This window comes from Desulfovibrio sp. JC022, from assembly GCF_010470665.1.
In the GTDB taxonomy this organism is placed as follows: Bacteria; Desulfobacterota; Desulfovibrionia; order Desulfovibrionales; family Desulfovibrionaceae; genus Maridesulfovibrio.
In genome coordinates this window covers 101770-126349 of record NZ_VOPZ01000005.1, presented here as the reverse complement: position 1 = coordinate 126349, position 24580 = coordinate 101770, and the positions used below count along the sequence as shown (strand labels likewise).

Annotated in this window: 21 protein-coding genes and 1 tRNA gene; 4 read left to right on the top strand and 18 right to left on the bottom strand. The window is 46.5% G+C overall.

Annotation, left to right across the window (positions count from 1 at the left end):
* Positions 1 to 86 precede the first annotated feature (86 nt).
* Positions 87 to 371, top strand: coding sequence for a hypothetical protein (locus FMS18_RS09430; RefSeq protein WP_163293812.1), 285 nt, complete (start codon positions 87 to 89; stop codon positions 369 to 371).
* A 16-nt stretch (positions 372 to 387) separates the two neighbouring features.
* Here the strand turns inward: FMS18_RS09430 and FMS18_RS09425 are convergent, their stop codons facing one another.
* From FMS18_RS09425 to FMS18_RS09400, 6 genes are all read right to left on the bottom strand, one after another.
* Complete coding sequence (locus FMS18_RS09425; RefSeq protein ID WP_163293810.1) at positions 388 to 645, bottom strand: hypothetical protein; 258 nt, start codon at positions 643 to 645, stop codon at positions 388 to 390.
* Positions 646 to 860: 215 nt separating this feature from the next.
* Positions 861 to 1571 carry a response regulator gene (locus FMS18_RS09420; RefSeq protein ID WP_163293808.1) on the bottom strand — a complete coding sequence of 237 codons (711 nt, stop codon included), beginning with the start codon at positions 1569 to 1571 and terminating at the stop codon, positions 861 to 863.
* Between the two features lie 29 nt (positions 1572 to 1600).
* Complete coding sequence (locus FMS18_RS09415) at positions 1601 to 3019, bottom strand: ATP-binding protein (RefSeq protein WP_163293806.1); 1419 nt, start codon at positions 3017 to 3019, stop codon at positions 1601 to 1603.
* A 69-nt stretch (positions 3020 to 3088) separates the two neighbouring features.
* Positions 3089 to 5401: a methyl-accepting chemotaxis protein gene (locus tag FMS18_RS09410; RefSeq protein ID WP_163293804.1), complete on the bottom strand. Its 2313-nt coding sequence runs from the start codon at positions 5399 to 5401 to the stop codon at positions 3089 to 3091.
* Between the two features lie 414 nt (positions 5402 to 5815).
* On the bottom strand, positions 5816 to 6475 hold the full coding sequence (locus FMS18_RS09405; RefSeq protein ID WP_163293802.1) for a (Fe-S)-binding protein: 660 nt from the start codon (positions 6473 to 6475) through the stop codon (positions 5816 to 5818).
* Positions 6476 to 6586: 111 nt separating this feature from the next.
* Positions 6587 to 7642, bottom strand: a complete 1056-nt coding sequence (locus FMS18_RS09400) for a hypothetical protein (RefSeq protein WP_239061000.1) — start codon at positions 7640 to 7642, stop codon at positions 6587 to 6589.
* Positions 7643 to 8240: 598 nt separating this feature from the next.
* Here FMS18_RS09400 and FMS18_RS09395 point away from each other — a divergent pair.
* Together FMS18_RS09395 and FMS18_RS09390 are read left to right on the top strand one after the other, a co-directional pair.
* Positions 8241 to 10217, top strand: coding sequence for an RHS repeat domain-containing protein (locus FMS18_RS09395; protein ID WP_163293800.1), 1977 nt, complete (start codon positions 8241 to 8243; stop codon positions 10215 to 10217).
* A 65-nt stretch (positions 10218 to 10282) separates the two neighbouring features.
* The gene (locus tag FMS18_RS09390; protein WP_163293798.1) at positions 10283 to 10837 is read left to right on the top strand and encodes a hypothetical protein; all 555 of its coding nucleotides are present in this window, start codon (positions 10283 to 10285) and stop codon (positions 10835 to 10837) included.
* A gap of 114 nt (positions 10838 to 10951) precedes the next feature.
* Here FMS18_RS09390 and FMS18_RS09385 read toward each other — a convergent pair.
* The 3 genes from FMS18_RS09385 to FMS18_RS09375 form a co-directional block, all read right to left on the bottom strand.
* A tRNA-Pro gene (locus tag FMS18_RS09385) sits at positions 10952 to 11028 on the bottom strand.
* A 110-nt stretch (positions 11029 to 11138) separates the two neighbouring features.
* The gene (amrS, locus tag FMS18_RS09380; protein ID WP_163293796.1) at positions 11139 to 12152 is read right to left on the bottom strand and encodes an AmmeMemoRadiSam system radical SAM enzyme; all 1014 of its coding nucleotides are present in this window, start codon (positions 12150 to 12152) and stop codon (positions 11139 to 11141) included.
* A gap of 20 nt (positions 12153 to 12172) precedes the next feature.
* Entirely contained in the window at positions 12173 to 12442 is a 270-nt protein-coding gene (locus FMS18_RS09375; protein ID WP_163293794.1) for a hypothetical protein, read from the bottom strand.
* Positions 12443 to 12602: 160 nt separating this feature from the next.
* On the opposite strand from FMS18_RS09375, the gene purM reads away from it, so the two are divergent.
* A complete protein-coding gene (gene purM / locus FMS18_RS09370) occupies positions 12603 to 13649 on the top strand; it encodes a phosphoribosylformylglycinamidine cyclo-ligase (protein WP_163293792.1) in 1047 nt (348 codons plus the stop codon).
* Positions 13650 to 13727: 78 nt separating this feature from the next.
* Here the strand turns inward: purM and FMS18_RS09365 are convergent, their stop codons facing one another.
* The 9 genes from FMS18_RS09365 to rplM form a co-directional block, all read right to left on the bottom strand.
* The gene (locus FMS18_RS09365) at positions 13728 to 14981 is read right to left on the bottom strand and encodes an SEL1-like repeat protein (RefSeq protein WP_163293789.1); all 1254 of its coding nucleotides are present in this window, start codon (positions 14979 to 14981) and stop codon (positions 13728 to 13730) included.
* Positions 14982 to 15001: 20 nt separating this feature from the next.
* Positions 15002 to 16456: a YdiU family protein gene (locus FMS18_RS09360; RefSeq protein ID WP_163293787.1), complete on the bottom strand. Its 1455-nt coding sequence runs from the start codon at positions 16454 to 16456 to the stop codon at positions 15002 to 15004.
* Between the two features lie 14 nt (positions 16457 to 16470).
* Entirely contained in the window at positions 16471 to 17061 is a 591-nt protein-coding gene (locus tag FMS18_RS09355) for a DUF1318 domain-containing protein (RefSeq protein WP_163293785.1), read from the bottom strand.
* Positions 17062 to 17078: 17 nt separating this feature from the next.
* On the bottom strand, positions 17079 to 19181 hold the full coding sequence (locus tag FMS18_RS09350) for a hypothetical protein (RefSeq protein ID WP_239060999.1): 2103 nt from the start codon (positions 19179 to 19181) through the stop codon (positions 17079 to 17081).
* 209 nt (positions 19182 to 19390) lie between these two features.
* Positions 19391 to 20671 (bottom strand): radical SAM protein, encoded by a 1281-nt coding sequence (locus FMS18_RS09345; RefSeq protein ID WP_163293783.1) that lies wholly within the window; start codon positions 20669 to 20671, stop codon positions 19391 to 19393.
* A 14-nt stretch (positions 20672 to 20685) separates the two neighbouring features.
* A complete protein-coding gene (locus FMS18_RS09340) occupies positions 20686 to 22101 on the bottom strand; it encodes a sensor histidine kinase KdpD (RefSeq protein WP_163293781.1) in 1416 nt (471 codons plus the stop codon).
* A 41-nt stretch (positions 22102 to 22142) separates the two neighbouring features.
* Positions 22143 to 23393 (bottom strand): EAL and HDOD domain-containing protein, encoded by a 1251-nt coding sequence (locus FMS18_RS09335; protein WP_163293779.1) that lies wholly within the window; start codon positions 23391 to 23393, stop codon positions 22143 to 22145.
* Positions 23394 to 23720: 327 nt separating this feature from the next.
* Positions 23721 to 24113 carry a 30S ribosomal protein S9 gene (rpsI, locus tag FMS18_RS09330; RefSeq protein WP_163293777.1) on the bottom strand — a complete coding sequence of 131 codons (393 nt, stop codon included), beginning with the start codon at positions 24111 to 24113 and terminating at the stop codon, positions 23721 to 23723.
* A 19-nt stretch (positions 24114 to 24132) separates the two neighbouring features.
* Positions 24133 to 24561 (bottom strand): 50S ribosomal protein L13, encoded by a 429-nt coding sequence (rplM, locus tag FMS18_RS09325; RefSeq protein WP_163293775.1) that lies wholly within the window; start codon positions 24559 to 24561, stop codon positions 24133 to 24135.
* Between the last annotated feature and the right edge of the window lie 19 nt (positions 24562 to 24580).

The following is a 24580-nucleotide window of genomic DNA, read 5'->3' as shown; positions in this document are numbered from 1 at the left end:
GTAAAAGCGGATTGAGATAGAAAAATAAGCAGCAAGGATATTGTGATTATTGACACGCAGTAACCGGACCACATATCATTCCATTCATGATTGATAAGGCTTCAGCAATAGAAAACATCATGCGCAAGCTCAAAAAAATCCCTGCCGGGCAGGGACTGGACTTGCGCACATATAAAAGGGACCGCTCCGTGGCAATTATGCGTACAGGTGTCGATTCTTTTTCCGTGGTCGAGAACGGATTTGATAATGAGCAGTTTGAGGAAGACTTCAAGGGTCTGAAAAAATTGCTCAAAAAATTATTGAAACGGGAATTCCCGCGCAGCAACAAGATTCGTGTTTATGATATTAGTGAAAGAGATTTGAGTATATGATCGCGAGAGGGCGGTCTTATTCCTTTATATATCCAACGAAATTAGTATTGCTTTTCCAATCGATGATAACGTCCTTTTTTGAAATCCCATTCTTAAATGAGACGCCAAAGCAGATCTGGTGCCCTTTTGGAGCTCCTAGTTCATACATTGAGAAGTATTGATTGGAAACCAAACCTCCGGCTTTACTCTCATTGTCGGAGTCAAACACTGTCCCTGCCGCAAACGAAAAAGCCATCAATACAACAATAAAAAAGATTCTGAAACATCTGGTCATGGTTTACTCTCCGGGTGATTATTATTCGTTTAAACTAGCAAGTGTGCGCTATGATGTCCATGAGTGGGATTTGAAATTAATGCCGGGGTGTTTTTCGCCAATGTGTAATGATTTAATGCATGATACGCAGTAAATATAAATAACATCGCAGGGCATGGAATCTTCCTTTTTCTTATGGTTTTGCGGCGGTCGATGAGCGGTACAATTTTCAGTCCCTACTTTGGGAGAACCAGCTTGTAGCCGGCACCGTATGAGGCCTGAATTATTTTTTGTTTCGGCAATTGTTCCGCAATTTTTTTGCGCAGATTCTTGATGTGAAAATCTATGGTCCGGGAATAGCCTTCGTGAGTGTAGCCTTGGGTGATTTCAATCAATTGTTCTCTGCTGAAAACTCTTCCCGGACGTTTCATGAGGACGGCAAGGATTCCAAATTCACTGGGAGTCAGTTGCAGTTCCACGCCCTTGATCGATGCAACTCGGCACGCTTTATCAAGTTCGAACGGTCCGGCGGACAGGTGCTTTTCTTTCTTTGATTCAAACCCTGCACTGGAAGATGTGTCTGGGATTCTGCGCAAAATGGCTTTAACTCTGGCGACAATTTCCCTTGGGCTGAACGGCTTGCATATATAATCATCCGCTCCCAGTTCGAAACCGATGAGTCGGTCAATCTCCTCAACTTTTGCCGTTATCATCAGGATCGGTATGTCGGAAAAAGTCCTGACTTCCCGGCAAATGGTTTTCCCATCCATTCCGGGGATCATGATATCGAGCAGGATCACGGATAGTCTGTTGTTCTTCACAAAATCAACAACTCCATCGCCCTGATGTTTTACAGTAACCCGATATCCTTCCCGGACAAGGTAGTCATGCAGAATTTCGGCAATATCCTGTTCATCTTCAACAATCAGTAAATGTTCTTGAGTCATAATAGAGTTATCTCGTCCGTTTATGCTCCTCACGCGAGGGGCAGTTCTACTTTTATCATCAACCCGCCAAGCGGGGAATTTTCAGCTGTGATTGTTCCGTGATGCATGCCTATGATCTGGCGGCAAATACTGAGGCCAAGCCCACTGCCGCCCAGTGCCCTGTTTCTTGATTGATCGACTCGATAAAGTCGGTCGAAAATAGCTTCCATGCTGCCTTCCGGAATGCCGGGGGCAGAGTCTGCGAACATAAGTATGACTTTTGTTTTGCTGGTGGAACACGATATAAGCGCAGTTCCGGGAGAATCGGTATATTTAAGGGTGTTTTCAAACAGGTTCACGAAAACGCGGTGCAGCAATTCTGCATCTCCTTTGATTTTTGTATGACAATTCTCCGACCATTCTCTTTGGATTTGGATTTGATTATGCTCAAAACGGATCAGGAAGGTATCCAATGATTGCTTTACGGTTTTCAGAATATCAACAGGTTCCAGTTTGACTGCCAGACTTTCTGAATCCATCATGGAGATCAGATGCAGTTCGTTAATTGTCTTTCCAAGTCTCATTATATCATTATGCAATGAATTCAGTATATCGGGTGTTGGCTGGCGCACTCCGTCCTGTAAGGCTTCGACTTTGCTGAGGATTACAGTGACAGGTGTACGCAGTTCATGCGAAATGTCAGAAATCCAGTTTTTTCGCAATTCTTCATATTGTTTCAAAGTCTGGGCCATAAGGTTGAACTCATGTGCAAGGTCTCCCAGCTCATCTTTTGTCTTCACTTCAATTCGGGTATCAAAATCAATTTCTCGCATGGCCCGGGTTCCTTTTGCTAGTGCGTGAATAGGAGATAACAGGTGGTTAGCCACAACGTGGGAAATAAGCAGTGCCAGTAAAAAGGCACCTGCCCCGACAATGTAAAACGCATGGGTTTGCTTTTTCATGAATTCAAGCTCCAATGGCCGGATTACTCCTGAGTTGTGTTCAAGCCCCAGCCAGCCGATGGTCAGGCCTGAAAGGACAATAGGGTAGTAATCGAACTTCTCTGATGGACCACGTTCACCTACAATATGCTGCTTGTCCGCATCAAAAAGAGACAACCTGCGATGCAGGGAATTGGGGTCCATGGGCAATGGAGGTCCCATGTCGGGGTGGTTTTCAGGGTAAAGGGGAGGCAGTTTATGGGGAGTGCCCAAGGTTGCGGTGGGGCCGGATGAAAATAGAAATTCATGCCAGGCCCTTATGTTGCCACGGTAAGTATCCCACCCTGAGTGTTTTTGATAATTTTTTGCCAGTTGCTCCCTTATACCTTTTAATTTATTGAATTCCACTTCATTTACAAATTCGATGAAATTGTGGCTTATGCTGATTCGCATTACTGTAATAGAAAAGAGAAGTACTAGACACGTAGTGGTGAGCATGGAGATAAAAATTTTGTGTTTCAGTTTCATGCGTATATCCCACCAAACGTGTCCAGTCTTGTCCATAACTTTCCCTTGTCTGTATTTGCTTTGCTGGCGTTAAGCCCCCATCCGGGCAATAACATCGTTAAGTCTTTTAGCCATATCGGTCACTTCACAGATAGCCTGTTCCGCCTCGGTCATAACTTGCGAATTGTCATTTGATATCCGGTTGATCTCATCTGTTGCCCGGTTGATTTCTTCACTGGTTGCTGTTTGCTGCTCAGTAGAGGCGGCAATAGCCTGCACCTGATCGGAAGCATTTTCGATACGGCTCACAATCCTGCGTAGTGCTTCACCGGATTCCTTGGCGAGTTCCGCACTTCTGCCGACTGAATCAGCTGCATCTTCAGTGGCTTGAATGCTTTCTTCGGTCATGGTTTGAATTGTGTTGATGGTGATTCCTACTTCACCGGTCGCTGTCATGGTTTTTTCGGCCAGTTTACGTACTTCATCGGCTACTACTGCAAAGCCGCGTCCGGCCTCTCCGGCACGGGCCGCTTCAATTGCAGCGTTGAGAGCCAGCAGGTTGGTCTGGTCTGCAATATCGGTAATGACCGACATGACATCTCCGATCCCTTCGGCCTGTTTTCCCAGTTCCAGCATGGATGCTTTCAGATTCTGGGCTTGAGATTCAACTCCACCCACGGCATTTACAACTTCAGAAACAATATCCTCGCCAGTACGGGCATCGTTCATGGCTTCGTCCACTTCATCGGCAGACTTGAGGGCATTTCGGGAAACTTCAACCACTGTGGCGTTCATTTCTTCCATGGCGGTTGCGGTTTCAGTGGCTCTTTCGAGCTGGACGTCCGACCCTTGCTTGGCTTCGCTCAACTGACAGGAAAGCTGGGTCGCAGCACTGGAAAGATGCTGAGATATGTCAGAAGCCTCTTCCACAGCAACGTTAATGAGCTTGTTCTGTTCTTCAATGACCATCTGTTGCTCACGGATGTCAGTGAGATCGACCCAGATGACCATGGCACCGATCATTTCATTTTCCATGTCAAAAATCGGAGTTATGCTGGCCTGCACCTTTTTACTAATGCCGCTTTTCGTGGTCAGCGGGACTTCCGCAGTCATGGGTGTGTTTTGCTTTATGGATTTATTGGCAAGGGTTTCTCTATGGGGATCGTTAAAAAAAAGTTTCCCGGAAAGCATGCCCACGCATTCTTCGCGTGTTAAGGGCGTTTCAATCATTTCGCGCATGTGGTCATTGACCCACATTATCCTGAAGTCAGGTCCGACGATTGCACAGGGCAGGGGTAATCCGTTAAGTACGCCTTCAGAAAATGCGAGCTTATTTTTCAGGTTTCCGACCATGCTAAGAATATTGTCCGACAGTCCTTTCATTTCATAGCGGAAATTTCCATCAAGGATTGCGGAAAAATCACCGCCGGATACAGTTTCGGAGTAGTTCAGCAGGTTGCGAATCGGAGCCACAACAATCGAGCGGATGATCATGAATATGCCGCCAATTAATATCAGCGTGACTACAATGCCGCCAATGGTAAGAATATTGCGTTGCTGGATTGCGGCTGAAGCCATATCTGCATGGTTCGCAGTTATGAGCATTGTCCAACCGGTATCCGGCAGAGTGGCAAATGAAACGGTTTTAGCGATACCTTCCCATTCGTAGTCGATATCGCCACTCTTTTTGTTGAGGATATCTTGAACGAATCCGTGGCCTGAAACATCTTTGAGCAGAAGTTTTTTGTTTGTTCCATGGGCAATGGTTCTGCCGCTGCTGTCAAGCATTGCAGCGTAACCGTTCTGGCCTATACGAATTGGATCGATAAAGGTGGCACTGAATTTATCCCAGAGAGGGAAAATTCCTACACCCCCTATTACTTTACCGTTATTGTCACGTACTGCAACGGCTGAAGCAAAGACAAGCCGGGATTGTGTTTTTGATTTCAAAATCTTACCGGTTAAAGAATTGTCCTGTCCGGATATAATAGCCTGCACATAATCGCGGGAAGAGCGGTCGGCCCCTTTAAGGTCCTTGCCATTTGCAGTGTATCCAGAGACAATTTCCCCTTTCGTATCAAAAACAAAAGCCGCCCAGCAATCATCGGCTCGTCTGAGAAACAGCTTGAGAATCTGGTTTGCGTCTTCCTTTCCACCACCTTCAAGAGCCCTGATGATTCTTTCATCTTCTGCCAGCATACGGCTGGAAAGCTTAACCTCCTTGATATAGGTGCGCATGGACGAAATCGAGTTTTTTACCAGATTGTCCATTCCTTCCCGTTGGCTGCTGACAACGGTTGAGTAGGTGTCGCTGTCTATCCAGGTTATCCCCGTTGTCATAGCAATAATAATTGAAATGGAAATGACCAAAATAATAACCGTGTTTATGCTTTTAATTTTCATAGTCTCCCCGATATGATTGAGATGGTGCAGTAAGCCCCTCAAAGTTTTATGTCTCGTATGGTGGAGTACTAAGATACAATTGTGAGATGAGAAGGAGTAAAATATGTGGAAAATGTGAGGATTAATATTTCAGGTGAAACAGTGAAAGTCTGTTTTGTCAGAAAAATATTTATTCTTCGCTGGGCCTAATATACGGGAGGGTTACCCAACAACGAATGCTGTAAGCCTTTGAATTTACTGTTCGGGGCAGGATGATTTAAACACCCGGTATCTTGCTCCCAAAGCCTTTTGCAAATGTTGCAACCATTGAATTTATTGAATAAATTTTCTTGGGGACATTTTTTCGAGATTTTCAGGGATTTACGGGGGTAAATGGTTCCCCGTTTCCCAAAGAGTTTAATTGGTAACATGAAATTAATGCCGATCAATATAGTCCTGTAATTGTTCATGCCATTTTACAAGGTCATATTCTTGCGGATCAGTAAGTTCATTCATCAAAAGATCAACTAAATGCCGGGGTGTTTTTCCGCCAATGTACAATGATTTGATACATGATACGCAGTAAACACAGACATCATCGCAGGGCATGGAATCTGCCCTTTTCTTCATGAGTGTATGAACTTTTTCAACCGGAAGTTTCGGATAGAAATCATCACCGCAGCATACCGATTTTGAACCGTGAAATTTTGTTTCAACAATTTCAATATTCATTTTTCCGAGCAGGTTACGGACAGCCTGATGGACACCAGCATTACCACGAACAGGGCAGGCATCGTGGACGGACATTTTAAGCCCTTGGTAATCCGGAAAGTCAAATGAATCCAGACTATCAAGCACTTCCCATAACGAGATTGTCGAGATGCCCTCGTACAGGCTGCTGAAACGTTTATCGCATCCGGCGCAAACATTGATTATGACAGAGCCGCCATCAAGCTGCGGCTCATGGCGGCAACATATTTTATGTAACAAAGTTTGCTTATAATTACGGTTCAGGAAGTCTAAAATAGCTACTTCCATTTCAGGCTTATAAATACTCAGTGCGCATCCGGGATTGAAATATATTTTTGGGGTCATTTTGTTTTTCCTTTAAAGTAGAATGTAAACGACCTGTTTATTCATGTATATAGAGATTTTCGGAATTTACATTGGATGCTGGTTTGTGTGAGCCTAAAAAGGATGTAAAAGTTATTGGGTGAATGTCATACAAACAGGGGGTGCTATGGGCAAACTTATCCTTGCCGGAGTTGGACATAGCGTCACATTTGTGTCCTGTGTTTTAGGAGCGTTGTAAAGTAAGCCGTTCAGAAAAGGGCTTTTGTAACATGGATTGGAAAAACTCTTATCTAATTCAGACTGAATCATACCATAACCATCTAACGTGAAGTGACATAAGGTCTGATTGATTTCAGCCCACTCAGATATGGGCACTTCCTCATTATATGGGAAATTGCCGAAATTTTTCCTTCCCATATTTATATAGGCTAGAGAATCCTGTGCCTTCTCAAATTTTGTATTAATTGATTTCAGATAATCATCTGACATGACATCTCGCAATACATCTATCAGATCAGCTTTTAAGCTACCTTTTACAACATTCAATACTGTGTTGCTGGCAAGCCATGATGCAACATCGAGACATGCGACCTTTCCGCCTCCGCAGCCAAGATCTTTTACTGGATTGTGTGCGATTGGATTAAATTCCTCAATCTCTTTTGAAAAAGCTGACTGAGCATCATATGGAATGCAATCTCGGAACTGATCGCTTAATCTCCCATGCCTTTCTTTTTTTACTATTCTCAGCAGTAGGCCTTGTTCAACAAAATGAAATAACAAAGTTGGGTCAACAGCCATTTTTCCCAGATCTTCAGAGTATTGGCTACCAGTGCATTCTTGCACTTGTTTCTTGAACCAAAGTGGAATGCTGCCTGTAATGCCGTAATCTTCTTTTATTGATCTAGCATTTAAGATGCAGACATCGATGTGCCTAGGATTTATCACAAGATCACCAAAATCCGTGATCTGGCAATTGTCAGCATACTTTCCAGCTAATAAAACGGTCAATTCCATTAATTTAGCATAGCTTAAGGCAACAAAAGGAAAATATTTAACATCGGAGTTTTTTGATATGCCCTCTAGTTCGGCTTGTCTTAAAGTAATAAATTCCTCATCTAAATTTTTTTGATCTATTGTCGAATCAAGGAATTCATTAAATCTTACTAAATCGCCAATTGTCATATCCATCTCTCACTCCGTATACCAAGTGGGAAAAATCTGTCTTGCTTTGTTTCCGCCAGTTAATTGCTATCGCTAATGGTAAGTTGAAGAACGATTCTAAGTATAGTTGGCGTAATATATGTCCAAACTGACACAATGTTTTCCCAAGTAAACGCATCAGGATAAAAGGGGATAACCGGGAGGTGTAAGAAAAAAAACTTACGTCATATTAATGTAAGTCCTTGAATTTGCGGCTGGGGGCAGGATGATTTGAACAACCGGAGTCTTGCTCCCAACGTCTTTCTTGGATGTGGCAGCCGTTGAATTGATTGAATAATTTTTGCTGCTGGGAACATGCTTTCGAGATTTTTAGGAATTGTCGGGGGTGAATGGTTCCCCGTGGTTTTGCCAGTCCTTGCTAGAATTTGGGGAAGGAAAATTTTGGGGTGCTTCTTTGGCTCGCCGGTTGTTGTTTTTAAAAGATGTATTTTTTTATCAAGGCGGACCTGAATTACCTGTTTCAGGTCCGCCTTGCCAGTTAATTTGAAATTATATGGGTAGGTAAGTGCCTTGAGTCATGCCGGTTCAGGGCTTCTCCCTAAAGTTTTAAAGACTGGAGCAAAGAATGAAATCTTTCACTGATTACCGGATGGAGCGTAGACCCCGCAGTGAGCTGACAACCGGATTAGTTTTATATGGTGAGAATGAACCGGCAGAAATGCAGGTCGAGAATCTTTGGAAAATTGTTGATCGCAGAACAGGTGAAGAACTAGCGGAACCAAGACCTGATTTATCAGAGTTCGAAATTGGTGACATAATGTACCCGACTATGCGTTCACCGGAAGTTCAAGCCAGATGGGATCAAAAACAGCGTGAGTATGAATCCGCCAAGGAGCAATATAACCTTATCAAGCGCATGTGCCATGCATGTTTTATTCGGGAGAATTGCAACTTAGCATTGGCGCAGGATTTGGCAAAGACTAATTATGGCAGAGATGTTCTCGCTGAAATAGATTCTGTTCGTGCCGATTTTGTAGAGCATTGTGATCAAATGCAAAAAAAACAGCAGCCCCTACCTCCCTATGCTCAAACAGGAACCGGAGAGAGCATCCATGACGAACTTGCCAAGGATGGTATTGAAATCGATCCTGATGAAAAAGTTCGCACCGTCATTTTTAACGTTCCCGGTGTTGATAAGCCATACACAATGCTGGCAATCGCACGTGACGATAAATACCGCATAGTTGAAAGGTTGCTCGCGTTTGAGCCTGATGATCTCCATCTTCAATATCGATACGATGAAGGAGGTAGATTGAACAGGGTTTGGCAGGATGACCGTCTGATTGAGTACTATGAGTACGGCAAGCAGGGCGAGCGTTTGACTTCAGAGACATTGCATTCCGGCAAGAGTCATTATGTGTATGACGATAAACTCAGACTTCTTAAAGCTGGTGATACAACCTACACCTACAATGCTTATGGAAGTCTGGCCGAGAAAAAAGTCAATAATCGGATTACAAAATACGAGTACTTGTCCAATGGTCAACTTTGCAAAGTTGTTATGCCTGATGGCCTGATCATTGAATACGTATGTGATAAGCGAGGTGTACGCACGGCTAAGAAAATAAACGGTAAGGTCGTCGAAAAATATAAGTGGAAAGATTTCAGCACCCTTGAAGCAATCACTGACAGTAAGGGTATGAATAAATGGACCTTCACACGTGATGAAGAATCTAGCAAGATCGTTGCGGTTTTTGAAGGTAAGAAGTTCTATCTGGCGAGTGATCAAGTTGGATCAATTTTTATGGTTGCTGATGATCAGGGAAATGAGCTAAAGAGAATTATCTATGATTCGTTTGGAAATGCGCTTGTTGATACAAATGAACAATTTCATCTGCCGCTAGGCTTTGCTTCCGGGCTTACTGACAAAGATACCGGGTTGGTTCATTTCAGTTTTCGGGAATATGATCCTGAAATCGGTCGATTCACTGTCCAAGACCCGCTTGGCTATGGCGGCGGTGATGTGGATGTTTACGGGTATTGTCTGGACGATCCGATTAACTTTCATGATCCTTTGGGGTTGATGACAGGTGGAATCGGACCGATAGAACGTCCTCCTCGTAGGTATAATGAACAAATCTGGTATATCTGGAGGGCCAATGAAGGAGCTTGCGATGTCTGTAAAGCAAAGAATAACGATGTCTCTGAGACTCCAACAATGGAACGTCCACATCCTAATTGTAAATGTCAACAAATTAAATGTGTAGTATGGGACGAGTATACAGACTGGGAAGAGGTAAAAAGGCTGGCAAATGGTCCATCTAGGCATACAGCCCCAATTTTTCCTAAAGGAACAACGCAAGTGAGGATTAGGTGGAGTAGAAGGATTAAAGTAAAGGAAAGTCGGTTAGTCACTCATTACAGGGAGATGGAGTCAAAACGTGAAGTTTTATATAAGAAGACAGAGATAAGAACCGATGTGAAAACCGAAGAGGCTGCCGGATGGGCATATACAGTAAATACTGAATATGGTGTGGAGACAGGAGATGTCTGGTGGGCAACCAACCCATGGACAGGGGAATCAGTGGGAGGTAATCGGTGATTAGCAGACAATTGTTCGTGATTGTTATTTTATTGTTCTCATGTGGTGAATTGCACGCGGAGAATATGAGTGCGGATGTTTTTCTTGGTCCCAGCCTTGGCGAAACGGTAGTAATAAAACATTCAGGCGGGGGAGGAATAACTAAGAGGACGTGCACTTTTATTTCCGAGTCTGGAACATATTATATTGAAGAAAGGACAAGGCTTCCCAAGAGTGATACTGCGCCCAAAGGTTTTCCTCCTGAAATAGTAAAAATTATTAAAGGAGAGGCTGACTTAGTTAATAATTATAAGTTGCAGGCAAAAGGCGGCAAGCTAGTCGTTAAGAGCATTTCTTTTAGGGGTGAAGAAAATATTCTTGCCGATTTTGTAGATAGAAGGTGGACACAGTTTTCAAAATCTCCAGAGGGCAAAGTGAAAACAAACTACGCCATTGTTAAGGAAGGAGAAGAAGTGATTCTTGGAAAGCTGAGGAAAGTTGTGCATGTCAAATACACGCATGACTTTGATGGGCTTCATTATGTGCAATCGTATGTGTTGGCTTCGGGGCTAGGTCTCATCCGCAGGAGAAATTTGTCTCCCGGACTTAATGAAATTATATCCACTTTGGTTGAAGAGTAACAATTTCAAGGCCAGCCTCCCCGGAGTCTGGATTTTTCTTTTTCAAGGTTCCCCACCCGGTTCCCCAACGAAAAAAGGCTTACAACAATTAATGCTGTAAGCCTTTGAATTTACTGGTCGGGGCAGGATGATTTGAACACCCGGCATCTTGCTCCCAAAGCAAGCGCGCTACCAGACTGCGCCATGCCCCGATTTGCTGTGTGCAGAAAAGGTGTTTACGTGGATTGGGTATGCTTGGCAAGAACTAAATGTATTTTTTTTAAATATATTCATTTTCAGCTTCGCGTTATTTTTTAACTACTTAAAATACCCCGTCAATTTCACAGCCGCAATACTTGCACATGCCGTCGGCAAGGCCTGCATTGGTCATTTCAAAGCCGTAACGCTTGAGCAGCTCCTTGTGGCAGTCCGGGCAGAAGGTGGATGAGTTGTCATTGCCCGGAACATTGCCGATATAGACGTACTCAAGGCCCGCGTTGGTTCCGGCTTTTCTCGCCAGTTGCAGGGCTTCCATGGATGTTACCGGGCAATCCTGCATTTTGTAATCCGGGTGGAAACGGGAAATATGCCATGGAACTTCCTTGCCCAGTTCATCGGCTATGAAAGCGGCCAGCTGCTTCAGTTCGTCCGGGGCATCGTTTTTACCGGGAATGAGCAGGGTGGTTACCTCAACCCACCAGCCGTTTTTTTTCATGTGCTTGATATTTTCCAGTACCGGATTCAAGCGGCCTGAGCAGATTTCCCGGTAGAAGTCATCATTGAAGGCTTTAAGATCAATGTTGGCGGCATCAATCAGCCCGGTGAGTTCTTCGATGCACTCCGGGCTTTGGAAACCGTTGGAGACCATTATGTTCTTGAGGCCCTTGGCGTGGGCGATTCGCGCGGTATCCTGCATCAGTTCGAAAAATACTGTCGGTTCGGAATAGGTGTAGGAGATGGAATTACACTTGTGCCCCATAGCCGCTTCTACCAGAATTTCCGGGGTTACCTTTTGTCCGGTTATTTCCCGTCCGGTTTTGGGATGCTGGGAAAGGGAAGCATTCTGGCAGAAGGTGCAGCCGAAATTACAGCCCTGCGTGCCCAGTGAGAATGTGCTGGTGCCGGGCAGGAAATGGTAGAGCGGTTTTTTCTCCACCGGGTCCACGTTGAGTGCAGCTACCAGTTCATAGGTGCGGGTCATGAGCTGGCCGTCAACATTTTGCCGGACCCCGCAATTACCGTGTTCGTTTTCGTCAATTATGCAAAAGTGGCTGCACAGACGGCATTGGACCTTGCCATCCTTGAGGGATTTCCAGAGTCTGGCGGGATGAAGCATGTTTTTCCTTGTTGCTTGGCTCAGGGTTTGATCTCGGGGACCACGAAAATGGGGCCGACCTGCTGATCTTCCTTGTCCTTGTTTTTCTTTTTGGGTGACACACGTATAGTGCTGGAATCATTATCTGATTGTATTGTGATCTGGCTCTTGTTACCGTTCCCGGTTCCCATACGGATAGGCTTGCGATCCTTGGCGGTATCTTTGTTGATGAACTTGGTTCCTGCTATGGCGTTGCCGCACAGGAATACTCCTAAAATAATAAAAGCGGTGAGCAAAGTTTTCTTGTACATGGCATTTCTCCGTGGCATAGTATAAACTCTTATTTGGTCCTGTGCAAACAATGGACCTTTTTCTTTTCCCGGCAGCGGGAAATGGGTGATGTTGTTCCTTGAACTTATGCGGGATTCAGCATATACAGTCCGTTCTTAGAGACTGTTAGGAGAAATTAATATGGCAAGTCGTTCTGATGCATATAAAGCCGCCGGTGTTGATATCGACGCGGCTAATGATTTTATCGGTCGCATTAAAGGTATGGTGGGTTCCACCTTTACCAAGGGTGTGGTCACTGATATTGGCGGGTTCGGCGGGCTGTTCAAGCTTGACCTTACTCAGATGGAAGAGCCCGTGCTGGTGGCAGGTGCCGACGGCGTGGGAACCAAGCTTAAACTCGCTTTTGCCGTGGACAAGCACGATACCATCGGTATCGACCTTGTGGCTATGAGCGTAAACGACATTCTCGTGCAGGGCGCAAAACCCCTGTTCTTCCTCGACTACTTCGCAACAGGTAAGCTTGAGTCCGGTGTGGCTGAAGAAGTTATCGCGGGTGTTGTGGAAGGCTGTAAGCAGTCCGGCTGTGCGCTGCTCGGCGGTGAGACCGCTGAAATGCCCGGCTTTTATGCTGACGGCGAGTATGACCTTTCCGGTTTCTGTGTGGGTATGGTGGATAACACCAAGATCGTAGACGGTTCCTCCATCACCATTGGGGATTCCATCATCGGTCTGGAATCTTCCGGTATCCATTCCAACGGTTATTCTCTGGTGCGCAAGATTTTTGATGAGTCCGGTCTTAAAGCAGATGATCTGCTGCCCGGAACTGATCGTAAAATCGGCGAAGCCCTGCTGGCTCCCACCAGAATTTACGTTGATGCGGTTCACAACCTTTCCCGTGATATTGAAATCAAGGGCATGGTTCATGTGACCGGCGGCGGTTTTTACGACAACGTACCCCGCATCCTGCCTAAGCAGGTTACCGCTGAAATCAACTTTAATTCATGGGAAGTTTCTCCCGTGTTTAATTGGCTCAAGGAACAGGGTGATTTGAGCTGGCCTGAAATGCTGCAAATTTTTAACACCGGTATCGGTTACATTCTCGTTGTAGCTAAAGACCGTGAAGAAGATGTGCTTAACAGACTGGCCGGAATGAAGATCAACTCATGGAAGATCGGTGAAATTACTCGCCGTGACGGAGATTCCGAGCAGGTTAAAGTTAATTTCTAGTTTTTATTGTTGATATGTTTAAGGCCCTCGAACCATTTGGTTCGAGGGCTTTTTTATTTCATCTTTTTCAACGTATAATTATTGATCGCGGGGTGGTTGCCATTTATCAGCCAGTTCCAATGCCTCATTTATTTCTGATTGGGTCATTCTATTTTTGAGTCTGGAGCGACTTTTTATGGCCTGTTTGATCCCTCGCGCAGCAGACAGGGTGAACCACATGTATGCCTGAATGTCATCCTGTGGAACTCCCTGACCGTTTTCATACATTGCGCCGATGTTGTACTGAGCTTCAGGAATTCCCTGCTTCGCAGCCTTTAAGTACCAGTGTGCTGCTCTGGCGTGGTCCTGCTTTACTCCTTGTCCGTTGTCAAACATGAGCCCCAGATTGTACTGGGATAGAGCATAGCCCTGCTCTGCGGCGGTTAAGTACCAGAGCACCGCATGCGAGTCGTTCTGTGGTACTCCCAATCCCTTTGCGTACATAAGGGCCATGTCATGTTGGGCTTTAACCAATCCCTGCTCAGCTGCCTTCATATATAATTGAGCAGCCTGCGAGTAATTCTGCGGCACGCCCAGACCTTTTTCGTAAAGCCGACCTAGATTGAGCTGCGCCCCTGCAAAATTTTGTTCAGCGGCCCGGCGGTACCATTGGGCTGCAATGGAGTAATTCTGTTCAACGCTATTTCCACTGTCGTACATAAGTCCAAGGTTGTTCTGGGCCATAGCATTACCTTGTTCCGCAGCCTTAAGATACCATGATGCTGCCTGCTTTAAGTCCTGTGGAGTTCCCACGCCGTGGGCGTACATTATAGCCAGATTATATTGGGCCATGGCGAGTCCCTGCTGCGCAGCTTTGCGATACCATGACAGGGCCATTTTATAATCCTGCGGAACTCCTTGCCCGTTTTCATACATTGAACCGAGGTTGTTCTGGGCTTCAGCTAATCCATGGTCGGCAATAGGGCGGTACAATTGCACGGCGCGGGCAAAATCCTGCTTAACTCCCATGCCCTTGGCATACATCATTGCCAGATTGTACTGTGCTCCGGTTGAGCCTTGACCTGCTGCTTTGCTGAACCACATTGCCGCTTGATAAAAGTCCTGTTCAGTGCCGATTCCGCGAGTATACATAACTCCCAGATTATACATGGCTTCAGCGTGACCTTGATCGGCAGCTTTGCGGAATTTTCTGCCAGCAAGTTCGTAGTCCCCTTGCTGGTAGGCTGCTAAGCCGTCTTCAAAGCTGTCAGCGTATGAGGGGGTGGTTAAAGCTGCGGATATCCCCATAAATAACAGGGTTGCACAAAAGATTATATGTGTGAGGACTCTCATGTCTACTCCGGTTTTTTTGCTTAAGTGCCACAAAATGTTTGGTAAACCCGCTCTGTAGATTCCGGAGGATTCATGTATTCTGCGTATTTCGTTTGCTCCTTATAAGGATGATGCAGAATCTTGATCAGTTTTTTGGTCGGCTCGAAATCATCCTCTTTAACAGCGGCAGTGATAGCCTGCTCCACGCGGTGATTGCGGGGTATAAAGGCCGGATTGTTGCGGTCCATAGTTCGGGACGCATCGTCAGTGTTTATATTTTGCCGTGCCAGCTCTTCTTTCCATTTTTCGAGCCAGTTCGCGATCTTCGCTTGATCGCTAAAAAGTTCAAGCAGCGGATTTGTTTCACCCAAAATTGCTTTGCTCAGCATCCGAAAGCTGAGGGTAAAGTCTGCTTTGGACTCCTGTATAATCTGCAAAAAATTATCAAGCAGTTCTTGGCTGCGCTCTTCCGGGGAAAGACCTATCTTGTTGCACATTTCAGAAAAGTAGTGGTTTCTGAATTTCGCTCCGAATCCCTGCACGATTTCCTCTGCACGGGTTCTGGCTGTCTCCGGGTCCTTATGGATCAGGGGGAGCAGACATCCGCCCAGCCCGGCCAGATTCCACTGGGCAATGGACGGTTGGCGTGCGTAAGCATACCTGCCGTAATGGTCGATGGAACTGAATACTGTTGCCGGATCATAACCGTCCATGAAAGCGCAGGGCCCGTAATCAATGGTCTCACCGGAAATTGTGGTGTTATCAGTATTCATGACCCCGTGAATAAATCCGACTCGCATCCATTTTGCTACCAGCCGTGCTTGAACAGAGCAGACCCTGCTGAGGAATGCCGTATAGGGATTGCTCGTTTCTTTTAGTTCCGGGTAATGGCGGTCTATGGCGTAATCGGCCAGTGTTTTTACGCCTTCGTGATCGTTACGGGCGGCAAAATACTCAAAGTTGCCGATTCTGAGGTGACTGGAGGCGACACGGGTGAAGATCGCGCCGGGAAGTTTCTCTTCACGGAAAACGTCTTCCCCGCTGCTGACCATGGCAAGGGCGCGGGTGGTTGGAATACCCAGCCGAAACATAGCTTCACTGACAATGTATTCGCGGATAACCGGGCCAAGGGGTGAGCGACCATCACCATTACGCGAATACATGGTTTGCCCGGCCCCTTTGAGTTGGATGTCGAAGCGTTGTCCGTGACTGTTTAGAAACTCACCAAGGAGAACCGCCCGACCATCTCCCAAACGGGGCACGAAATTGCCGAATTGGTGTCCGGCATAAACTTGGGCCAGCGGATCTGAACCCTGCGGCGGTTTGTTTCCTGAGAACAGCTGTGCAAGTTCAGGGTCCGTTTTTGGCAAGGGGAATTCCATTTTCCCGGCAAGTTCCCGATTCACTAGTATGAGCCGGGGGGCCTTTACCGGGGTGGGATTTATGCGCTGGTAGAATTTTTCATCCAGCCGTCCGTAGCTGTTGTCAAAGGGCATGGGGTTCTATACCTCTATTTCTTTTGCCACTTTCCGCTTTGGGTCTGAATAAACCAGCCGGAGGGCGCGCCTTCCTGCCATTTTTCGGCAAAGATAGCCTTAACTTTTCCGATCTCGCTGCCGGGAATATTCATGGAAGCGGCCACTTCGGTATAAAGCTGGTCGCGGGTATCGTTATCCTGTGAAACAAGACGTCGTAGCCCGGCGGTCTGTTTGATATTCAGACCTTTTTTGTTGATGATTTGCACATAACCTTCGTTGTTAATGCCGATGTTGCCTGAATTGTAGTAGGGGATCAGCTTTTTGTGATTATTGGCGATGGTGTTCTTTAAACCCCGGATGGCGGAGTTGGAGCTTTTGTCTATTTCCGCTTTGCTTACCTGGGCCTGCGCGGCCTGCGGTGAGATCAGGACGAGAAAGGTTTCAAGGGCGGATTGGTCGTCTTTGTTTTCCTGCTGTTTGGCATCGGTTCCGTAAATGTCTTCCACAATATCTTCGGCGGCCCGCTCTACTTTGGCTGCCGGAAAATATATGTTCACCGTTACACAGGCAACAAAGGAAAGAAGGCTGAGAAAGGTTAAAACCTGCGCGGTTTTTTTGAACATGGTAAACTCCTGTTATTTTAGTTGCCGATGACCCGTTTCAGCCTTTTGAGCATGTCTGAAAAGCTGATCAGGTTTTCGGGGTTGCTGTTGATTACGTTGATGCCGAAGAGTGGCGGCCTTTTTATAATGTACTCGATTCCGTCATCTCTGATCAAGCCTCGAATGGTAAAGATATCGTCATCAAGGGTGCATTCAAGGCCCAGTCCTGCATATCCGAATTCCTTGAAAAATTGGGAAAATACGCCTACGCCCGCTCCGGTCAGGCCGGACCCGGTACCAATTACCGAGAGAGTGTTAACTGCCTTGAGACTGATGTCCCCTGATTTATCGGAACCGGGCGTTGTCCGGGCCAGTAGATGGAAGGCCGCAGGTTGATCGTAGGCGATGACCAGACCACTTAGGTCGAGGTCCATGCGCCCGGTAATGCGCCCGATATCAAGTGCCTGACTGAGTGGTTCAAGATCGAGATGTTTGACCCTGAAATCCGCCCCGTACTGCCGGGAGTCTTCGAAGGGGGTCTCCGCGAAAATTTCATCTATAACTATTTCTCCATCATAGACATTGCCGAAAAGCTTGCCGCTGGTGGAAAAATGTTCTTTGAGCAGCCAGAATTTTAAATCCCCGCTGAGTTGTCCGTCGATGGGTAGTGATTTCGGGGAAAGGGCTAGCAGGTTGATGTTTTCTGCTACTATTTTCCCATTGAGCACAAAGTCATCATCAAAGGGATGGCGCATTTTCAAATCAGAGAATTGAAGCGTTCCTCCTTCAATAGCAATGCTCGGAAGTGTTCCGAATTCAATTGAATTTGAGGACACGCTGATGGGAAATGTGAAGTCCTCTATCTTTAGATTTCCGGCGGTAATATTCTTAAAGCTGACCATGCCGGACGGAGAATAGCGTAAAGTTTTGTCTGCTTGAGGCATAAAATTTTTACCAAGTGAAAACACAAAGGGCAGATCTGCTTTGATTCCGCTGAATACAGCTTCATCTTTGCTTACTGTGCAATTCTCAAAGCTCATTTCCCCAAGCAGGTGGGTTTTCTGCTTTGTACCGTTAAAGGCGCAATGCAGTCCGAATTTGCCGCTGCCATCCAGTCCTTCCAGAGAAAAAGGATCAATGGCAAATGTCCTGAACGGAACGGATAGTTCGGTAGTTTTGTACTCCGCTTTGCCGGAAAAAGACGGATAATGGAAAATTTCTTTCATCCGCGCTCCCGCTTTCAAATTTCCCATACCTTGCCAGTTCACGAGGGTCTTAAGCTCAAGATTACCTGCTTTGTCAGGCAGGGTGGATTTAATTTTTGCTTGCAGCGGATGGTCAGTAAGATTCACGTAAAATGTATCATAAAGAGCTTCCCCGGAATTCAAATTAATTTTCAGGATAGGGTGTGGATTATTTATCGGGCTGTGGGCAGTAATCTCTCCTGCCATGCTGTCAACAAGTGCCATGCCGTCAGCTGATGTGGCAGATAGGGCTGTGAACTCCAGCCGCATATGTGCTTCGGGTGCGGTTTTAATTTGATGTAGCCCGAGGCTCAGCTTAAACTGTCCTTCTTTGTCCCATTTTTTAAATTCCGGGAAATTCAGTTCTACAATTCTTCCAAGCAGGGGCATGGGGTTATCAATTGTCAGCAGGCAGTTGCCGTTACTCTCTGGGGAGTAGGTTAGCCGGGTATGGAGTTCGGGCAGGTTTCCGGCTTTGATGTGTAAATTTGTGAGGTCTGCCGCACCGGAAGCAGGATCAATAATTCCGTTTCCGGTGAGAGTCAGGTCTGGATTGCTTAGGCCGAGCTGTGGAACATTTACATCCAGCCGTTCAATTTTTAGGGCGAAATCATGCAGTTGCAGCAAGCCTGAATTAAGATCGAAAGTGGTCGCAATATTTATGGGGCCGGATTTGAGTGGTCCTTTTTGGTTCAGGTATTCGCCGCTGAACTTGAATTTCGTCCCCTGAAGATGTTCGATATATCCCTTAATAATTCCCGCTATACCCGCCTGTGGCAGGTCTACTGAGAACTGCCAGTTCAGACCGAAGCTGCTTTTTGCAGGTACGGATTGCGGGATGCTGAAGATCAGCAGCAGGATCATGCATGTGTTGAAGAAAAGGGACCGTCTGTTCATTCCTTACTTATACACGGTGGAAAGGCGGCTGGGAAGTTAGCACACTCAAAAGAAAAAGGGAGATCTGATCCAATTGATCAAATCTCCCTTTGGATAAGCATTATGAATGAGTCAAACAATTAAAAGTTTTTGGGATTCTTGAACCCTTTTTTCAAAAAGGGTTTAAGCCGCCGGAGGCGAAATCTTTTAATTAAAAGCGCGAAGCGCATCTAATCCTTTTTTATTCCATCCCCTAGATAGGGGTTGAAATACCCGAAACCAACCCATGGACATTCGGTCTTAATGCGCTTGCGGAAATTCACAAAACCCATGCCCGGACCGAATTCGTATGGCTCCATAAGCTTCATGTACAGGTCTGGGTCGATGTTCAGGTTACGCAACTGGATGAAATCGAACTTGGTCTGCTTGGCAACTTCAATGAGTGCGCCAACTTCAAATTCAGTGTCGCTGATACCGGGAAAATAAAGGTAGTTAAGGGATACATGCAGCCCCAGTTCCTTGGCTTTACTAATGGTAGCGACCACATCATCGAATTGGTAGCCCTTGGGACGGTAATAGGCATTGTAAACAGGCTCGCGCAGACTGTTCAGGCTGACCCTGATGGAGTTGAGTCCCGCTTCAGCCAGCGGTTCCATGGATTCGGTTATGGAGCCGTTGGTGTTTATGTTTACGGTCCCGGTGCCGCCTTCGTCGCGAAATTTTTTGATGGCCTCGGTGAGCAGCACATGCTCGGTGAGCGGTTCGCCTTCACAGCCCTGCCCGAAGGAAAAGACCGGCTTGCGTTCGCGCTTGAGGTGGTAGTGCATGACCTCGGTTATTTCCTGAGCAGTGGGGGTGAACTTGATACGCTCCTGCGGGGATGGGAAACCGGAATCTTCGGGCTGTTCGGAAATACAGCCGATGCAGCGGGCATTGCAGGTCCGGGAAGTGGGCAGGGGGGCCTCGAAACGTCCAAGAGCAAGGTTTTTCGCCGCAGGACAACCGTAGGTGAGAGCGCATCCGCACAGGTGGCTGACCAGCCTGTTTTCAGGAAATTCTTTCATCATGCGGTGTGCGCCGGCGTCGATTTTTTTGTTGGGAATTTTGGTGAAAACCTGACGTTTGTCTTCGTCCACCTGCTTTGCGGTAACCCAGAATCTGCCGTTTGCGTAGCCTACCGCGCCGTATGAGAACATGGGCAGCACCGGGGCATCTTCGGTGTTTCCATAGGCGGCGAGCCCGGTGAGTGTGTGACCGGGACAGGGAAAGGCGGTGACCGCAGTCCCTTCGATTTCAACCACTTCTCCGGTTTCCGGATCAAGGCCGATGGGGAATCTGCCCGGTAGCAGGAAAAATTCACTGTCCGGGGGCAGGGGAATGTATTCTTCGGGCTTGGGCTGGAAGAGTTCATCGCCCCGGCGGCACATCATTTCAAGTTCGGGATGGTCGTATATCTGTCCGTCCTCATCTGCAAAGACAAGCAGCGGACGTGGTTTTTTTTTAGCGGCCATTATTTGATCCTGTATTATTTAATTGGTGGTTTCGGGATTGTTGTGATCAGGGTCGTACCCTTTTCTTCGGAAGTTGTGAATGAAATATCTCCACCGGAACCGCTGGCGATAAGTCTTGCGCTGTAGGTTCCAAGTCCGGTGCCTTTTTTCTTGCCATAGGTGGCGTAGCGGTCGAAAAATGTATCCCGGATACTGACCGGAATTTCACCGAAATTATGTATCTTGGTGGTGATGAAGCGGCTGTCTTCAGTGATGTTGATGGTGATAGTTGAATTTTCAGGGGCCGCTTCTGCCGCGTTTTTCAGTAGATTGGAAAACATGGTGATAATCAGTGAAGCTTCGCCGTAGCAGACAATTGAGCATTCTTCGGTAAGCGGCTCACCGTCAAGCTGGCTGACTATCGTTAAATGTTTGTCTTCGGCCAGTTGGCTTAAATCGCCGATGGCAGCGGTTATGGCATTGTAGAGATTGAAGGGGTGGGCGTCTGCCTTGAGTGATCCGGTTTCCAGACGGATCAGGGTCAGTGAAGTGTCGATCTGACGGATCATGCGTTCACTGGTTTTGCGTACTATTTCTGCCAGTTGCTGAAATTCCTTTGTGAGACCTGCTTCGGTTTCAAGAATGCGGGACATGCCCACAATATTTGCTGTGGGGGAGCGCAGGTCGTGCCGCGCTATGCGTTCCATTTCCTCACGTAATTGCAGTTGCTGGCGTTGTTCGGTGACATCCACAGCAAGCAGCATAAAAATGGAAGGGGCCACCTGATCTATTGTCAGATCCCAGAACCTTTCATAGGCATTGACGGATTTCAGGTAGTGGAGATGGTATGATTCAAGGTCTGAAAAAAGATTCTGGCGAACTTCATCGGAAAGTGCGGACATGAAAGGCGGAGCCTGTTCATATTCAAATGCCGGGAGCTGATCATGGGCAGCCTTGTTGGCAAGAATAGTTTTTTCGGTCTTGGTGCTGATTAAGAGTGCGGGAAAAGGCAGGCTCTGCATGATAAGGCCGAAAAGCTTGGCATCATCCTCATGCTTCTTCTTGCGGACATGTTGAGCCTGAAAGTTTTTAATGAAAGTTAACAGTTTCTCTTTGGGGGCAGAGGAAGGGAGGAATGAAATATTGCTGAAGTCAAAGAGCGGTTCAAAAGATTCCGGTTTTGCAGTGTCGATGATGAAAAGTGCTTCTGCTTCCTCATTTACCTCACGAATGCTGGTGAATGTCTGACAGGTATCATCCTGCTCTGCCATGATAACCAGATCCGGCTGCTGGCTGGCATAGGTGAAAAGGGTTTCCCTTGGTGAGCGGGTTATGGATACCGCATGGCCAAAATCGTGCAATATGGGCATGAGGGTATGGATCACCGGGCTTTTGCCGGTAATCAGGATGTTCAGCTTCGCATTTTCATCACTATGGCATGAGTGCGGCATGTTGGCTCCTGTTTAGGGTGCTTGCGCTGAAAGAGTTTGTATCAGGAAGAACCGGGAATCTGGAAAAAGCCGTTGGCCCAGCGAGTGGAATCATAATAGCTTTTGGAAACCATAACCGGGTCAAGATTCATTTCACCCAGCAGAAAATCAAGATTATCCCAGTCTCCTGATTCGAAGAAGTTGATGAGATCAAGATACTTACTGTAAATATTTTCTTCTCCGCACAGAGCCTTGTTGATTTCAGTATCAAGAGGCAGGTAGCTGGTCAGTTCTTTCATGGGCAGGTCGAACATAGCACCGAGCAGGGAAAATAGTCCAAGCAGGAACATAGAGTCAACAGGCAGCCCTTTATCAGAATTCTGGGCGAGCAATTGCAGAAATTTTGCCCTTTGGGTGGCCAGTTGCGGAAGTTCGCGGCTCTTTTCTTTTGGAGTCAGGTCGGTGAGCAGGATAACCCGCAGCCAGTTTTTCAGCATTTTCCATCCGGCCAGAACAAGGGCCTGCTTGATGGAAGTGATTTTCTGCGTAAAGCCGAAAGTCGGTGAGTTGAGCAGGGTCAACAAACGAAAACTGATGGAAACGTCATTTTGCAGGGCTTCGGCCAGAGCTTGAAAGTCCGGGGCAGGATCTTCTATCAACTTAAGCAGCTTGAGTTTTACAATTTCGCCTGAGCGCAGTTTACGGCCTTTGATATTTTCCGGGCGTTTGAAATAAAAACCCTGAAAAAAATTGAACCCAAGTTTCTGGGCCATGTTGAACTGGTCAGTGTTTTCAACCCGTTTAGCTATAAGTTTGGTTTCATACTCCCGGCACATGTCACAGATGCGCTTTAGTTTATTCTCATCTGTAGAGAGAAAATCAACAATGATGGCATCGGCATAGGCAATGAGAAACTCTCCCTGGGGGCGTGCCTCAAAATCATCAATGGCAATGTAAAATCCGTCTTGGGAAAGTTCTTTCAAAGCCTTGATCAGATTTGGGGTGGGCGGAGTTGTTTCCGGGATCTGGACAACTGTTTTTCCCGCAGGCAGGGAGTAAGGAACTTTGTCCATGATGGCTTTATGTGAAAAATTAACCACCAGCTTTACGTTATCCGGCAGATTTTCACCGGGGGAAGCGCACAGGTTTGCAGCAACTCGCAAGGTGGCCTTGTAGCTGTCTGAAATGTTGGCACTTGTGGCTTCGCTGCTGTTACGGAATAGCAACTCATATCCCCAAAGGGACTGGTCCGGCATGAGAATGGGTTGCCGGGCGAAGAAAGTTTTATCGTAAAGCGGTTTTTTAGGGGACATAAGTTAAACGGTTCCTGCTAACTGTTTCTTAAGGAATATATTTTTTTTAGTTGAATATCCAGAACTACAGCATTTTGAGAATGTTTATAACTGTAGCCTTTTGAAGGCTGCACGTTTTCGCAACTTTTAATGATCGTCTGTAGTTCAATTTGTGTCAATTATTCTTATGGGCTTCCAGTTTGCCCCAGCAGGATTTAGTACGTGAACGGTCTTGATATACAGAAGGGCAGGAGTGTGGAGATTGAACTTCTCTGTGCATATAAGAAAAGGCGGAACTGCAAAAGCAGTCCCGCCTGAATGGTCTGGCGAATAAATCCGCAGTACTTCTTAACGTTTGGAGTACTGGAATTTTGCACGTGCGCCGGGCTGACCGTATTTTTTACGCTCTTTCTTACGAGCGTCACGAGTCAGGAGGCCTGCGCGTTTGAGGACAGCACGAAGTTCGGGATCGATCTCAATAAGAGCACGGGAAATACCGTGTCTTACAGCCTGAGCCTGACCTGCAACTCCGCCACCGTCAGCGTTGACTTTGATGTCATACTTGCCGAGGTTTTTGGTGAGTTTCAGGGGCTGCTGAACGATCATCTGCAAAGTTTTACGAGGAAAGTAATCTTCGTAAGGTTTGCCGTTCACGGTGATTGCACCAGTTCCCTCATAAAGGCGGGTACGGGCAACAGCGTTTTTTCTTCTGCCAGTAGCGTAATTGAAATCTTTACTCATTTTATTGCTCCACCCTTAATTAGAATTCCAGCGCTTTGGGCTGCTGTGCAGTGTGAGGATGATCGGTACCAGCGTATACTTTCAGCTTTTTGATCATCTGTCTGCCGAGGCGGCTCTTGGGGAGCATGCCGCGGACTGCGGTTTCGATGACTACTTCAGGCTTCTTCTCAAGCATAACCTTGAGAGTTCTTTCTTTCAGACCACCGGGGTGGTTTGTGTGCTTGTAGTAGGTCTTCTTTTCCATTTTGTTACCGGTAACTTTGATTTTGTCTGCGTTCAGCACGACAACGAAATCGCCGGTGTCCATGTGAGGAGTAAAGATAGCTTTATCTTTGCCTCTCAGTTTGTTGGCGATCTGGGTAGCAAGGCGACCGAGAACCATATCTTTAGCATCAACTACGAACCACTCGCGGCTGATGTCTTCTTCTTTAGGGATATATGTCTTCATTAGAAATGCTCCTTACGTA